Below are 12713 nucleotides of genomic sequence, written 5' to 3'. Positions count from 1 at the left end.
GCGGATCGAGCGGCGCCGCGACAGAGGGGAGACTCAGCATGGACCATAGTGAAATGATGGCGCGCATGATCACGTTGCCGGTGGCGCCTGGCAGGTTTGACGGCTGGGACGGCGTGCTTTCCACCTTGGCCGACTGCCTGTTGCAGGTGCAGGGAAAGCTGTCGGACGCCGACGTGAAGCGTTTTCTGGACGTCGGGGCGCTGGTGTATCGCACCTGCTGTCAGGACGAGGCGCGTCAGCGCTGGACGGCCGAAGAGCTTGCGGGCTATCACCGTAAGGCGCCAGTCGACGCCTGAGACGCAGGCCTAGCGCACCGCAGGGTCAGAAAAGACACTGCCTCAGCGCAAAAGTCCGCCCGAAGGCGCGGACTTCGTCGCCGTCCACCGACGCCGACACATCCCAATGCTCGCCACGCGTGACCAGGATGGACTGGCTGGAAAACGCGTGCCGCAGCGCAAACTGCCAGAAAGCGCCTTCCGATCCTTCGGGCGCCAGATCATGCGGTCCGATCTGCAGGCGCGACGGCCGGGGCGTGGCGCCCAATGACCATTTCAGGGCAATCACCAGGAACGCGAAACGCGCGGACGTCGTGGCGGGCTGGATGCATAGAACTCGGATCTTCTCGCTCATGGCCGTGACCCTGGCTGAACAGACCAGTCCAGCGTAGCAAACGCCGTGCCGCGGCTCCATACCGCGTTTGGTCGACTCGACGCGCGGTGCCGCTGGCGCTTCGTCGTCCGCAGTGCGATTGCTAGAATGATCAGCCGTCCCACGCCGGACTGCACAGGAGAAGCCCATGTCCCGAGTCGTCGTCAATCCCGATACGGTGTTCAATTCCGTGCAGTAAGGTTTCAGCCAGGCGGTGATCGTTACCGGACAACGCCGCATGCTGCTGTCCGGCCAGGTCGGCGTTGATGCCAATGAGCGCACGGTCGGGCCCGGGCTGCAAGTGCAGACCGAAGCGGCGCTGGACAACGTGGAACGTGTCCTGGCGGCCGCGGGCGGCAATCTGTCGCAGGTCATCATGCTGCGGATCTACATTTGCGATACGGTCAGCACCGAACAGGAGGTCGTGGCGCAGGCCCTTCGCGACCGTTTCAAGGTCGATCCGCCGCCGTCGTCGTGGATCATCGTCAGCGGGTTGTCGTTGCCCGAATGGCTGATCGAGATCGAAGCGGAAGCGATGCTCGATTGAGCCGTCCTTCCGCCTAGGACGCCCCGCCGCGCCAGGGCGGCGCGGCGAACGCCGCGCGCAGCGCCGCCAGAAACCCTGCCGTGCGCGCGGACAGTTCCTGCCGCGATTTCACCAGCGCCACCACATTCGCATCGGGCAGGCTCCAGCCGGCCAGCAACGGGACCAGCGCGCCCGCACGGACGTGCGTGGCCACGTCCCATTCCGAACGCGCGACGATGCCGTGTCCGCCCAACGCCCACTCGAGCGCAGTGGCCCCCGCGTTGCACGACAACACGGGCGCGATGCGAACCCCGACTGCTGCGCCCCGGGCGCGCCTGAACCGCCACAGCGTCACGTCTTCGTCGTTCTCGCGCAAGGCGATGCAGTCATGGTTGCGCAGGTCTTCAGGCATGCCCGGCGTGCCGCGCCGCTTCAGGTACGCAGGCGACGCGCACAGCATGCGCCGGTTCGGCGCCAGCGGGTGCGCGACAAGGGTGGAGTCGCGCAGTTCGCCAATGTGCACCATGACGTCCCAGTTGTCCGACGCCAGGCGGGGAGGGCCGTCCGACAGTGTCAGGCTGGCCGTTACGTTTTCGCTGCGCGATCGGAAGTCGGCCACCAGCGGGGCGATGTAGCGCTGGCCAAAGCCCAGCGGCGCCACCACCCGCAGATGCCCCGCCACAACGCCGCGCCTGCCCGCAAGTTCATCGGCCAGCACCGTCAGATCATGACTTATCTGCCCCGCGCGCATGGCCAGCAGGCGGCCCTCGTCGGTCAGTGCGATGCCGCGGGCCGATCGGTTGACCAGTCTCACGCCCAGCCGCTTTTCCAGCGCATTGAGCCGCTGCGTGACGGCTGGGGGCGTCACGTCCAGCGAGCGCGCCGCCTGCGCCAGCGAGCCGGCAGTGGAAAGACTCAGGAAAAAGCGCAGGTCGTCGGTCGTAATCATTCAGGCTGGTCTTAATGGGATATTAATTTCGAATTAAACATGGGAAGTGGCGAGCGCGCCATACTTCGTCCTGATCCCCACGGGCCAGCCGTGCCCGCCTCATCCCTCAAGAGATTCCCATGCCCCTGGACAGCCCCGCGCCCACCCTGGATTCCCTGGAAACGCCCTGCCTGCTGCTGGACGAAACGCGCATGACGCGAAACATAAACCGGCTGAACGCCCTGATGGCCGGCCACGGCGTCAGGTTGCGTCCCCATCTGAAAACGCCCAAATCCATCGAGGTCGCGCGCCGTCTCATGACGACCCCGCAAGGGCCAGCCGCCGTCTCGACGCTGCAGGAGGCCGAGCAATTCGCGGCCGCCGGCGTCACGGATCTGCTGTATGCCGTCGGCGTGTCTCCGTCCAAGCTCGACCGCGTGCTGGCCTTGCGCCAGCGCGGCATCGATCTGACGGTGGTGGTCGACAGCATCGAGGCCGCGCGCGCGGTGTCGGGGCGTTCCAAGGCTGCCGGCGATGCCATCCCGGCGCTGATCGAAATTGATTGCGACGGCCACCGCGCCGGCGTGCAGCGCAAGGACACCGCCCAGTTGCTGGCCATTGCGCGCGTGCTGCACGAAGAGGGCGCCTGCCTGCGCGGCGTCATGACGCACGCGGGCGAATCGTATGGCTGCCGTAGCGTCGAGGCGATCGCGGATATGGCCGAACAGGAGCGGTGGGCCGCCGTCAGTTGCGCTCAGGCGATTCGCGACGCGGGGTTGCCGTGCCCGGTGGTCAGCGTCGGCTCAACGCCCACCGCGCACTTTGCCCGCAACCTCGAAGGCGTCACGGAAGTCCGTGCCGGCGTGTACGTCTTCTTTGATCTCGTGATGGCCGGCCTGGGGGTGTGCAGCGTGGACGACATCGCCGCCACGGTGCTGACCACAGTTATCGGCCATCAGCCCGATAAGGGCTGGATCCTGGTGGACGCTGGGTGGATGGCCATGTCGCGGGATCGTGGCACGGCAAAACAGCCGGTGGACCAGTTGTACGGCCTGGTGTGCGACGTGGACGGCGCGGTCTACCCGGACGTGCTGCTTGCCGAAACCAACCAGGAGCAAGGCATCATCAAGGTACGCCCCGGCAGCAACGCGGTGTTGCCCGACCTGCCGATCGGCGCCAAAGTGCGTATCGTGCCGAACCACGCTTGCGCGACGTGCGCTCAGCACGACGCCTACGAGGTCGTGCGCACCGGAGAGCCGGGCGTGGTGGCGCACTGGGAACGCTTCCGTGGCTGGTAAGCCGCGCATCAACATGGACGCTCACATGGACGCTCGCATGGACCTCATCCAGACGCCCGACGCCACCCCGCCCGCGGGCCATTATTCTCAGGCGATTCGCGCCAACGGGTTCGTCTTCGTCTCGGGGCAGTTAGGCTTTTTGCCGCCAGCCGCACCGGGCATGCGCCCCGTTCTGGCGGCGGATGCGGCAGGCCAGACGCGGCAGGCGCTGCGCAGCGTGCGCGCAATCCTGGAGGCTGCCGGTTCCTCGCTGTCGTCGGTGGTCAACGTGACCGTGTACATCCCGGACGTCAGCTTGTGGGATGAGGTCAACGCGGTGTACGAGGAATGCTTTGGCAGCCACCGGCCAGCCCGCGCCATCGTGCCCACCCGAGAACTGCACTACGGCGCGCTGGTGGAAATCAGCGTGGTGGCGTTGGCCTGACCGGGGTTCGCGGCCGGGCAGGGGAGCAAACGGCGGCACGCAGGCGCCGCCTATAATGCGTGCGCCTCAATGCCCCTGGCGGAGACCGTCCCCATGCACTACGAGTATTTGTTCTGGTCCATGGCTGCCATGGTGGCCGCCGCGCTTGCCGGCGGCGCCTTGTGCGGCCGCCTGCGGACGTTCAAGCAGCTGCTGATCGGCCTTGTCGCGTGGTCGGCGGCGATATTCGTGGCCGTGCTGGTGTTGTCGCGGCAGGGGGGATTCGATGAACTGGCGGCGATGCTGTCGATCGCCGCCTTCATGTTCAGCCTCGTGATCGGCGCCGCTGCGGCGCTGTTGACGCGGCGCATCCGGCAACGCCGGCAAACGGCGCAATCATTGCGCTAAGCCGAGCGGAACGTCAGGCTGCGCCTTTCGGCGCAGCGTCTCATTCTTCGGCGTCGAAGTCTTCGTCGTCTTCGTCTTCGTCGTCCTCATCCTGCTCCAGGGCGTCGTAGCCCTTCCACGTGATGCGCCAGCGCGTGGCGCCAGCGGTCGCCGCAGTCTCGCTGATCTGCTTGACCAGGCCGGCATCTTCCAGCAGGTCCAGATGATGCGCGATGAGCTGCAGGCCTTGCTCTTCGGGGTGCGGCGCCAGGGCGGCGTTCTTGATGTCGTGCGTGCTCAGGTTGGGGCCGGGGGCGTCGCGCAGGGCGCCCAGAATCGTGACGACCAGATCGAAATCGCGTTGCATGATGTCCACCATGTTGGGATGAAAGAACACGTTGACGATAGCAGACTTCCACGACGGCAATAGGACGGCGGGCGCGCCTGCGTTACAGTCCGGGGTTCTTGCTAAACCACATTCGAAAACACCATGAAAAAACCCGCAGAACGGGATTGTCTGGCGGTCGTCCCAGGCTACACGGGCCAGTCCGCCAAGCTGTTCCTCTCCCGCGGCGAGGATGAGCGCATCGACGGCGTGACCGTCTACGACCTGCTCGGGCACGTCAAGCAGCAGGGCGATGCCGAGGCTGCCGCGGCCTGGGTGGGCGAATGGCTCGCCAAGGAAGCGGACAACCGCAAGGCGCGCCGCACGCAACTCCAGGCTCAGTTGTTCATCTGCAAGCTGGCCGCCGACGAAAAGACGGCGTTCCTCGCCGCCCAGAAGCCGCTGGCACGGGTGCTGGCCGAAGCCGGGGTGCGTTGCCGTACCGTGGCGGCCACTTCCGGGGCTGCTCGCCAGTCGCTTGGCCCCAGCGTCAAGAAACGTTAGCCTAAGGCTGTTATAGTCGCGCCTGGGCGTGCGTGTGCACCTGTGAGGTGCGTGCCCAGGCGGGCTCAGCCCGCAAATCAAGGAAGATGGAAATGGAAATACTCAGTCGGCACGTTGCCGACGTAGCGGACGGCGTCGAGCTGCACACCACCCTGGACGGCGAGAGCATCAGCGCTTATGTCGTCATGGGCGTGGATGATCTCAATGCAATCGCAGACATCGTGCCTCGCGAAAAAGTCGATGCCGGAGCGGATATACACGCCGCCAATGTCGACAATGTTGATAATGCTCAAGAACAGATCGACCAAGTGCTGGAAAATATGAACCCCGGCGACGTGGCGGTTTTCCTTTGCTCGGGCCCCGATGCTTTTGGCGCGGCGCTCGACTTGTTGGGTTTACCTATCGACGAGTAAGCCTGGCGGCAAACCATAGTGTCATCCGAACGGCGTATTGCAGGTCGTACGCGCTTTTGATGGCATTTATATAAGCCTTGTTTGTTTTTTTATGATGTATGGGTGTTAACACCTATGCAGGGACTCGTTTACCCTTTAAAAACGTGCAGAATAACCGCGCAGTTTCTCTTTGTTGCATTATTGGCACGTGTTTTTTAGGATTATGTTGACTTGTGAGGGGAATATAACGATAGTGTCGGCACACGATCACAAGCGTTGCGATTTTCGATCAGTGCGGTGCCTTTTCCGGCTCAGCGTTATTGTTCTACTGTCCCCTCCTTGATTGATTCGTGACCTCCGGGCATTTGCCCATTATCTCTAGGAAATACAGTATGGAAACCGGCGTCGTTAAGTGGTTCAATTCGGAAAAGGGTTATGGCTTCATCACCCCGGAAGCGGGTGGCAAGGATCTGTTCGCTCACTTCTCCGAAATTCAGGGCTCGGGCTTCAAGTCTCTGGAAGAGAACCAGCGCGTCAGCTTTGTGACGGCCAATGGCCCCAAGGGCCCGCAAGCCACGAAGATCCAGGTCCTGTAAGGCTCTGAATTTTCGCAAGAAGGCCCCCTAGCGGGGCCTTTTTTGTTTTCTGCGCGTTATGCTGGGCGGCTGATTTTCCGTCGCGCTATCGATTCTTTTGGGAATGGCAGCGCACTCACCCTTATGCACGCATCGCCATGACCGCAACCACCCCCACGCCGTTTGTCACGCAACCTCAGGATGTGGTCGCCTTCTGGCTGCAAGCCGGGCCACCCCAATGGTTCAGCAAGAACGCACAGTTCGACGCCAGCTTTCGCCAGCGCTTCGAAGCGGCGCATATGGCAGCAGCCGCGCGCCGGCTCGATGCCTGGCTGGATGACCCCTCGGGCGCGATCGCGCTCATGATCCTGCTGGACCAATTTCCCCGCAATGCCTACCGGGACACCGCGCACATGTTCGCCACCGACGCGCTGGCGCTGCATTTCGCGGAACGCGCGATCGCCGCGGGCCATGATCTGGAAGTCGATGCGTCGCTGCGCCAGTTCTTCTACATGCCGTTCGAGCACGCCGAGAGCCTGGCTGCGCAGAACCGCGCTGTCGCCCTGATGGAACCGCTGGGTGCGGAAGCCGTGAAGTGGGCCGTCCTGCATCGCGACATCATCAAGCGCTTCGGACGCTTTCCGCACCGCAACGCGGCGCTGGGCCGGCAGACAAGCCAGGCCGAACGCGAGTTTCTGGAATCCGGCGGATTTGCCGGGTAGGACGCGCAGCCTCGCGAAGCAGGCCGGGTGTGTCGGTTTCCACGTGTATCGGTGCGTGGCAAGTTGAAAATGTTCACCCCGCCCAGCGGCCTAGCTTGCGCTTTTTAGCGGGTGTAGAGCCCGTTTTCGGGATCAAAAACAGGCCTTTCGGACATTTGACGTTTTTCTGGGTTCGCCAATAAACTGGTTTCAGCGAGATTCTCAAGCGACGCGGTCTGCGTTCTCCTTGGTCGCCGTCAGTGGTGCCGCGGTTGCTATCCTCTCCCATCCTTGAAGATCTGGCGTCCCGCGAGCAATCGCTTTTTAGGTCAAGGACATCCCATGGCAACCGGCATCGTCAAGTGGTTCAACGCCGAAAAGGGTTATGGCTTCATCATGCCCGACGACGGCAGCAAGGATCTTTTCGCTCACTACTCCGAAATCCGCAGCGAGGGCTATAAGTCGCTGCAGGAAAACCAGCGGGTCACTTTCGACGTTGGAACCGGCCCCAAGGGCCCCAGCGCCAAGAACATCAAGGTAGCAGCCTGAGACCTCTCGGGTAGCGCGCCGGGTGCGCCCGGTGTTCTATCCATAAAAAAGCCCCCACGTTTGTCGCGTGGGGGCTTTTTTTTGCGCGGACGCTCAGTGCTTGGCGTTGCTGCCGGTCGAGAGCTTGTCCACCAGTGCGATCCCCAGTGCCGAAAGAATGAAGATGGCGTGGATGATGGTCTGCCACATCACGCCGGCTTCGGTGAAGCGCGCATTCGGCGTGCCGATCGTGCCTGCTTCGATGAAGGTGCGCAGCAGGTGGATCGAGGAGATGCCGATGATGGCCATGGCCAGCTTCACTTTCAGCACGCTGGCGTTGACGTGGCTCAGCCATTCCGGTTGATCGGGATGGTTCTGAAGGCGCAGGCGCGACACGAACGTCTCGTAGCCGCCAACGATCACCATCACCAGCAGGTTGGAGATCATGACCACGTCGATCAGGCCCAGCACGATCAGCATGATCTCCATTTCGCCGAAGCTGGTGGCGTGGGTGACGAGGTGCCACAGTTCCTTGAGGAACAGCATGACGTAGACGCCCTGCGCGACGATAAGCCCCAGGTAAAGCGGAAGCTGCAGCCAGCGCGAACTGAAGATGAGATTGGGCAGCAGCCCGAGGCGAGGAGGGGAATTCGGGATCATGATGGGTGCGAGCCGTTGTGGTTTTGCGAAAAAATGCGCGGCGGCAATTCTATCAACGCCATGAGACAGCGGACATCTCTTTCAACCGGCGGCTTGCCGCTGGGCCGGATGCTTAGCATGGCGCCCTTCGAAGCGCTCGGCTTTTTGGTAAGCGAAATTCGCATTTGCGAAACTCTGTGCCGAAATACGTCGAAAGCTGGAGGCGTATATAGAATTGCCGCCTCGTTTGCATAGAACAAGTCAATAGGAGTTTGTTCCCATGAAGATCCGCTACACCGTCGCCGCGTTGGCCATTGCGCTCGCCCCTTACTCGGCCGCACATGCGTTGGATATCGGTGGGCTCGTCGGCGCCGGCGCCAAGGTCGTCCAGGCGGCCACGCTGAGCGATGCCGAGATCAAGACCCTGTCGGACAAGGCATGCGCGCAGAGCGATTCGCAGGAAAAGATCGCCGCGCCGGGCAGCAAATACGACGCTCGTCTGCAGAAGATCGCCAAGTCGCTGGGCAGCACGGTCAATGGCCAGAAAGCCAGCTACAAGGTCTATGTCACCAAGGACGTGAACGCCTGGGCAATGGCCAACGGCTGCATCCGCGTCTATAGCGGCCTCATGGACATGATGACGGACGACGAAGTGATGGGCGTGGTCGGCCACGAAATCGGTCACGTGGCGCTGGGCCACACCAAGAAGGCGATGCAGACCGCCTACACGGTTTCGGCTGCGCGTGACGCGGCTGGCGCGGCGGGCGGCGCGACCGTGTCCCAACTGAGCTCCTCGCAACTGGGCGACCTGACCGAGAAGTTCATCAATGCGCAGTTCTCGCAATCGCAGGAAAGCGCGGCGGACGATTATTCGTTCGACCTGCTGCAGTCCAAGAAGCAGAATACGCGTGGCCTTGTGACCGCGTTCCAGAAGCTGGCCGAGCTGGATGGCGGCAAGAGCGATATGATGAGCTCCCACCCGTCCTCGACCAAGCGCGCGCAGCACATCGAAGACCGCATCGCTAAGGCCAAGTAACCTCTGAGCCAGGCGTCGATCCTCGCTTTTTGGGCGATAAACGGGGCGCGAGCATCCGGGCAAATCCGGGGCTCGCGCCCCTTTGCGTCAGGGTTCCGGAAGTTTCCGGTAAAATGCCGCGTTTATCCGCCCGTAATCTCATCTCTCGGAAAATAGGTCTTTTAATGCAGCCTGTGGTTGAAACCCTCTCCGGCCTGGAGCGCCGTGTTGATCTGGCCGTCTCGGTGGCCGACGTCGAAAAGGAAGTCCAGGCGCAATTGAAGCGCGTGGCTCGGACCGCCAAGGTCCCCGGCTTCCGTCCGGGCAAGGCGCCGCTCGCCATGCTCGAGCGCAGCCATGGTCCCAGCATCCGCTACGACGTGATCAATAGCCAAGTTGGCCGTGCCTTTGAACAAGCCATCGACGGCGCCAAGCTGCGCGTCGCCGGCGCCCCGAACCTCGAGCCCAAGACGGAAGGCGTTTCCGACGACACGCTGGCGTTCACCGCCACGTTCGAGGTCTACCCGGAAGTCGCCGTGCCGGACCTGTCCGCCCTGGCCGTCACCCGCTACGAAACCGCCGTCACCGATGCTGAAGTTCAGCAGACGCTGGACGTGCTGCGCAAGCAACGCGCCACGTTCGAAGCGCGTGAAGGCCGCGCCAGCGCCGACGGCGACCGTGTGACGCTGGACTTTGCCGGCACCATCGACGGCGTGCCGTTCGAAGGCGGCAAGGCCGAAGACTTCCCGTTCGTGCTCGGCCAAGGCCGCATGCTGCCGGAATTCGAAGAAGCCGCGCGTGGCCTGAAGGCTGGCGAAACCAAGGTTTTCCAGCTCAAGTTCCCCGATGACTACCAAGGCGTGGAAGTTGCCGGCAAGACCGCCGAATTCACCATCACCATCAAGGAAGTGGCTGAAGGCGTCCTGCCCGAACTGAACAGCGAATTCGCCAAGTCGCTCGGCCAAGCCGAAGGCGACGTCGAAAAGCTCAAGGCCGACATCCGCAGCAACATCGAGCGCGAAGTGAAGGTCCGTTCGCAAGGCCGCACCAAGTCCAGCGTCATGGACGCCCTGGTCGAAGCCGGCAAGTTCGACGTGCCGAAGGCCCTGGTCGACAACGACGTGCAAGGCCGTATTTCCGCTGCCCGCGAAGAACTGAAGCAGCGCGGCGTGCCCAATGCCGAATCCGTGCCGATCCCGGCCGAAGCATTCTCGACCGAATCCGAGCGCCGTGTCCGCCTGGGCCTGCTGGTCTCCGAACTGGTCAAGCAAGCTCAGCTGCAAGCCAAGCCGGAACAGGTCCGCGCGCGCATCGAAGAATTCGCCCAGAACTACGAACAACCCGCCCAGGTTGTCAGCTATTACCTGGCAGACCGCCAGCGTCGTGCTGAAATCGAGGCTATCGTGCTGGAAGACAACGTCGTCGCGCACGTGTTGGAAAAGGCCAAGGTCACCGACGAAAAGGTGCCTTTCGATCAGTTGATGGGGATGGCGTAACACTATGCAGAGATTCACCGATTTCTATGCGGCAATGAATGGCGGGTCTTCGGTGACCCCCACCGGCCTGGGCTACATTCCCATGGTGATCGAGCAGTCGGGGCGCGGCGAGCGCGCCTACGACATCTATTCGCGTCTGCTCCGCGAACGGCTCATTTTCCTGGTGGGGCCGGTGAACGACGCCACGGCCAACCTGGTCGTGGCTCAGTTGCTGTTCCTGGAATCGGAGAATCCTGACAAGGACATTTCCCTGTACATCAACTCGCCTGGCGGGTCGGTGTACGCGGGAATGGCCATTTTTGACACCATGCAGTTCGTCAAGCCGGACGTGTCCACCCTGTGCACCGGCCTTGCGGCCAGCATGGGCGCGTTCCTCTTGGCGGCTGGCAAGAAGGGCAAGCGTTTCACCCTGCCCAACTCGCGCATCATGATCCACCAGCCCTCGGGCGGCGCCCAAGGGCAGGCCTCCGACATCCAGATCCAGGCTCGCGAAATCCTGGACCTGCGCGAGCGCTTGAACCGCATCCTGGCCCACAACACCGGGCAGAGCATGGAGCGCATCGAGCTGGATACGGAACGTGACAACTTCATGTCGGCCGAAGATGCGGTATCGTATGGACTGGTGGACAAGGTCATGGCCTCCCGGTCCGAAGGCTGACTTCCCGGTTGATCCAGACCCGCTGCCATCATGTTTGAGTAAGCGCATGCGCTAGGCCATGTACCCGGCCTGGCGCATCTTTACCTGAGATACGAAAGAAATATGCCTGAAAAAAAGGGATCGGCAGACGCTAAGGTGCTGCATTGCTCGTTTTGCAATAAAAGCCAGCACGAAGTCCGCAAGCTGATCGCGGGTCCGTCGGTATTCATCTGCGATGAATGCATTGACTTGTGCAACGACATCATCCGCGAAGAGGCGCAGGCCACCGCGCGCGCGGCGATTCGTTCCGAGCTGCCCACTCCGGCTGAAATCAAGACTTTCCTCGACCAGTACGTCATTGGGCAAACGTCGCCCAAGCGCATGCTGGCCGTGGCCGTCTACAACCACTACAAGCGCATTCGCCACGGCGAGATCAAGGGCGACGAAGTCGAGCTCTCCAAGAGCAACATCATGCTGATCGGGCCCACCGGCTCCGGCAAGACGCTCCTGGCCCAGACGCTGGCTCGCATGCTGAACGTGCCTTTTGTCATGGCCGACGCCACCACGCTGACCGAAGCGGGCTACGTGGGCGAAGACGTCGAAAACATCATTCAGAAGTTGCTGCAGAACTGCAACTATGAAGTCGAAAAGGCTCAGCGCGCCATCATCTACATTGACGAGATCGACAAGATCTCGCGCAAGTCCGACAACCCGTCCATCACGCGCGACGTGTCGGGCGAGGGCGTGCAACAGGCCCTGCTCAAGCTGATCGAAGGCACGGTGGCATCGGTTCCCCCGCAGGGTGGCCGCAAGCATCCGAACCAGGACTTCGTCCAGGTCGACACCACCAACATCCTGTTCATCGTCGGCGGCGCCTTCGACGGGCTGGAAAAGGTCATCCGTGACCGTACTGAAAAGTCGGGTATCGGCTTTTCGGCGTCGGTACGTGCCAAGTCCGAACGCGGCGTGGGCGAACTCTTCTCCGAAGTGGAACCCGAAGACCTCATCAAGTTCGGTCTGATTCCCGAACTGGTCGGTCGTCTGCCCGTGGTCGCGACGCTGGACGAGCTGGACGAAGCCGCACTCGTCCAGATCCTGACCGAACCCAAGAACGCCTTGCTCAAGCAGTTCCAAAAGCTGTTCGCCATGGAAGGCGCCGAGCTCGACGTGCGTCCGGCTGCGCTCAAGGCCATCGCCCGCAAGGCGCTGCGCCGCAAGACGGGGGCCCGCGGTCTGCGTTCCATCATCGAACAGGCACTGCTCGACACCATGTATGACCTGCCTTCGCAGGGCAACGTCAAGCGCGTGGTCCTCGACGAAAACGCCATCGAAGGCGAGGGCAAGCCCCTGCTGATCTACGCGGATGAAAATGCCGCGCCAGAGAAGCCGGAGCGCGGGGAAGTCCGCGACGCCGCCGCCTGATATTTCAAAAAAGCCCGTTCTAGTAACGGGTTTTTTTACCTAGGGCGCGCCTACATCCCCGATCGCACTTTTCAGCCGCCCGTCATGGCCGCATACTGAAGGCGGTTCCAGGGCCTTTTTGGGGCCTTTTGGTGATCCAGGCGGCCGAGATCTTGAATTTTCGGCTATTGTTCCCATAACAGACGTAATTGACGAGTTTGCTCGGGTATTACCCGGGTGTCCCGTCCCC

The 12713-nt window shown here is 62.4% G+C and carries 17 protein-coding genes and 1 pseudogene; 14 read left to right on the top strand and 4 right to left on the bottom strand.

The window, feature by feature from the left end; all coding sequences use genetic code 11:
* The first annotated feature begins 38 nt into the window (after nucleotides 1-38).
* Entirely contained in the window at nucleotides 39-296 is a 258-nt protein-coding gene (locus LN047_RS16535; RefSeq protein WP_373979616.1) for a hypothetical protein, read from the top strand.
* Nucleotides 297-321: 25 nt separating this feature from the next.
* On the opposite strand, the gene LN047_RS16530 is transcribed toward LN047_RS16535, so the two are convergent.
* Nucleotides 322-630, bottom strand: coding sequence for a hypothetical protein (locus tag LN047_RS16530; protein WP_062840797.1), 309 nt, complete (start codon nucleotides 628-630; stop codon nucleotides 322-324).
* A gap of 166 nt (nucleotides 631-796) precedes the next feature.
* On the opposite strand from LN047_RS16530, the pseudogene LN047_RS16525 reads away from it, so the two are divergent.
* Nucleotides 797-1195: pseudogene (locus LN047_RS16525) on the top strand (RidA family protein).
* Nucleotides 1196-1208: 13 nt separating this feature from the next.
* Here LN047_RS16525 and LN047_RS16520 read toward each other — a convergent pair.
* On the bottom strand, nucleotides 1209-2123 hold the full coding sequence (locus LN047_RS16520) for a LysR family transcriptional regulator (protein WP_217617529.1): 915 nt from the start codon (nucleotides 2121-2123) through the stop codon (nucleotides 1209-1211).
* Nucleotides 2124-2242: 119 nt separating this feature from the next.
* On the opposite strand from LN047_RS16520, the gene LN047_RS16515 reads away from it, so the two are divergent.
* From LN047_RS16515 to LN047_RS16505, 3 genes are all read left to right on the top strand, one after another.
* Nucleotides 2243-3400 carry a DSD1 family PLP-dependent enzyme gene (locus LN047_RS16515; RefSeq protein ID WP_373979614.1) on the top strand — a complete coding sequence of 386 codons (1158 nt, stop codon included), beginning with the start codon at nucleotides 2243-2245 and terminating at the stop codon, nucleotides 3398-3400.
* Between the two features lie 25 nt (nucleotides 3401-3425).
* Nucleotides 3426-3824 (top strand): RidA family protein, encoded by a 399-nt coding sequence (locus tag LN047_RS16510; protein WP_373979613.1) that lies wholly within the window; start codon nucleotides 3426-3428, stop codon nucleotides 3822-3824.
* Between the two features lie 93 nt (nucleotides 3825-3917).
* Entirely contained in the window at nucleotides 3918-4211 is a 294-nt protein-coding gene (locus LN047_RS16505; RefSeq protein ID WP_373979612.1) for a hypothetical protein, read from the top strand.
* Between the two features lie 40 nt (nucleotides 4212-4251).
* Here LN047_RS16505 and LN047_RS16500 read toward each other — a convergent pair whose 3' ends face one another.
* Complete coding sequence (locus tag LN047_RS16500; RefSeq protein ID WP_128828503.1) at nucleotides 4252-4557, bottom strand: DUF2513 domain-containing protein; 306 nt, start codon at nucleotides 4555-4557, stop codon at nucleotides 4252-4254.
* A 123-nt stretch (nucleotides 4558-4680) separates the two neighbouring features.
* Between LN047_RS16500 and LN047_RS16495 the strand changes: the two genes are divergently transcribed.
* The 5 genes from LN047_RS16495 (at nucleotide 4681) to LN047_RS16475 (ending at nucleotide 7296) form a co-directional block, all read left to right on the top strand.
* Nucleotides 4681-5079 carry a hypothetical protein gene (locus LN047_RS16495; protein ID WP_128828502.1) on the top strand — a complete coding sequence of 133 codons (399 nt, stop codon included), beginning with the start codon at nucleotides 4681-4683 and terminating at the stop codon, nucleotides 5077-5079.
* Nucleotides 5080-5171: 92 nt separating this feature from the next.
* Nucleotides 5172-5492, top strand: a complete 321-nt coding sequence (locus tag LN047_RS16490) for a hypothetical protein (RefSeq protein ID WP_373979610.1) — start codon at nucleotides 5172-5174, stop codon at nucleotides 5490-5492.
* A gap of 371 nt (nucleotides 5493-5863) precedes the next feature.
* A complete protein-coding gene (locus tag LN047_RS16485; protein WP_006220190.1) occupies nucleotides 5864-6067 on the top strand; it encodes a cold-shock protein in 204 nt (67 codons plus the stop codon).
* A gap of 137 nt (nucleotides 6068-6204) precedes the next feature.
* Complete coding sequence (locus tag LN047_RS16480; RefSeq protein WP_056324481.1) at nucleotides 6205-6768, top strand: DUF924 family protein; 564 nt, start codon at nucleotides 6205-6207, stop codon at nucleotides 6766-6768.
* A gap of 321 nt (nucleotides 6769-7089) precedes the next feature.
* Nucleotides 7090-7296 (top strand): cold-shock protein, encoded by a 207-nt coding sequence (locus tag LN047_RS16475; protein ID WP_042794090.1) that lies wholly within the window; start codon nucleotides 7090-7092, stop codon nucleotides 7294-7296.
* A gap of 93 nt (nucleotides 7297-7389) precedes the next feature.
* Here LN047_RS16475 and LN047_RS16470 read toward each other — a convergent pair whose 3' ends face one another.
* Nucleotides 7390-7935, bottom strand: a complete 546-nt coding sequence (locus tag LN047_RS16470) for a TIGR00645 family protein (protein WP_062840725.1) — start codon at nucleotides 7933-7935, stop codon at nucleotides 7390-7392.
* Nucleotides 7936-8194: 259 nt separating this feature from the next.
* Here LN047_RS16470 and LN047_RS16465 point away from each other — a divergent pair, with 259 nt between their 5' ends.
* From LN047_RS16465 to clpX, 4 genes are all read left to right on the top strand, one after another.
* Entirely contained in the window at nucleotides 8195-8950 is a 756-nt protein-coding gene (locus LN047_RS16465; RefSeq protein ID WP_056318844.1) for a M48 family metallopeptidase, read from the top strand.
* A gap of 164 nt (nucleotides 8951-9114) precedes the next feature.
* Complete coding sequence (gene tig, locus LN047_RS16460) at nucleotides 9115-10425, top strand: trigger factor (protein WP_056318847.1); 1311 nt, start codon at nucleotides 9115-9117, stop codon at nucleotides 10423-10425.
* Nucleotides 10426-10429: 4 nt separating this feature from the next.
* The gene (clpP, locus tag LN047_RS16455) at nucleotides 10430-11083 is read left to right on the top strand and encodes an ATP-dependent Clp endopeptidase proteolytic subunit ClpP (RefSeq protein WP_056318852.1); all 654 of its coding nucleotides are present in this window, start codon (nucleotides 10430-10432) and stop codon (nucleotides 11081-11083) included.
* Between the two features lie 102 nt (nucleotides 11084-11185).
* Complete coding sequence (gene clpX / locus LN047_RS16450) at nucleotides 11186-12484, top strand: ATP-dependent Clp protease ATP-binding subunit ClpX (protein ID WP_056318854.1); 1299 nt, start codon at nucleotides 11186-11188, stop codon at nucleotides 12482-12484.
* Nucleotides 12485-12713 lie beyond the last annotated feature (229 nt).

Source organism: Achromobacter sp. JD417 (assembly GCF_041879325.1).
Taxonomy (GTDB): Bacteria; Pseudomonadota; Gammaproteobacteria; order Burkholderiales; family Burkholderiaceae_B; genus Achromobacter; species Achromobacter mucicolens.
Note: the sequence above shows the minus strand (reverse complement) of the source record. Positions and strands in the feature narration are given on the sequence as shown.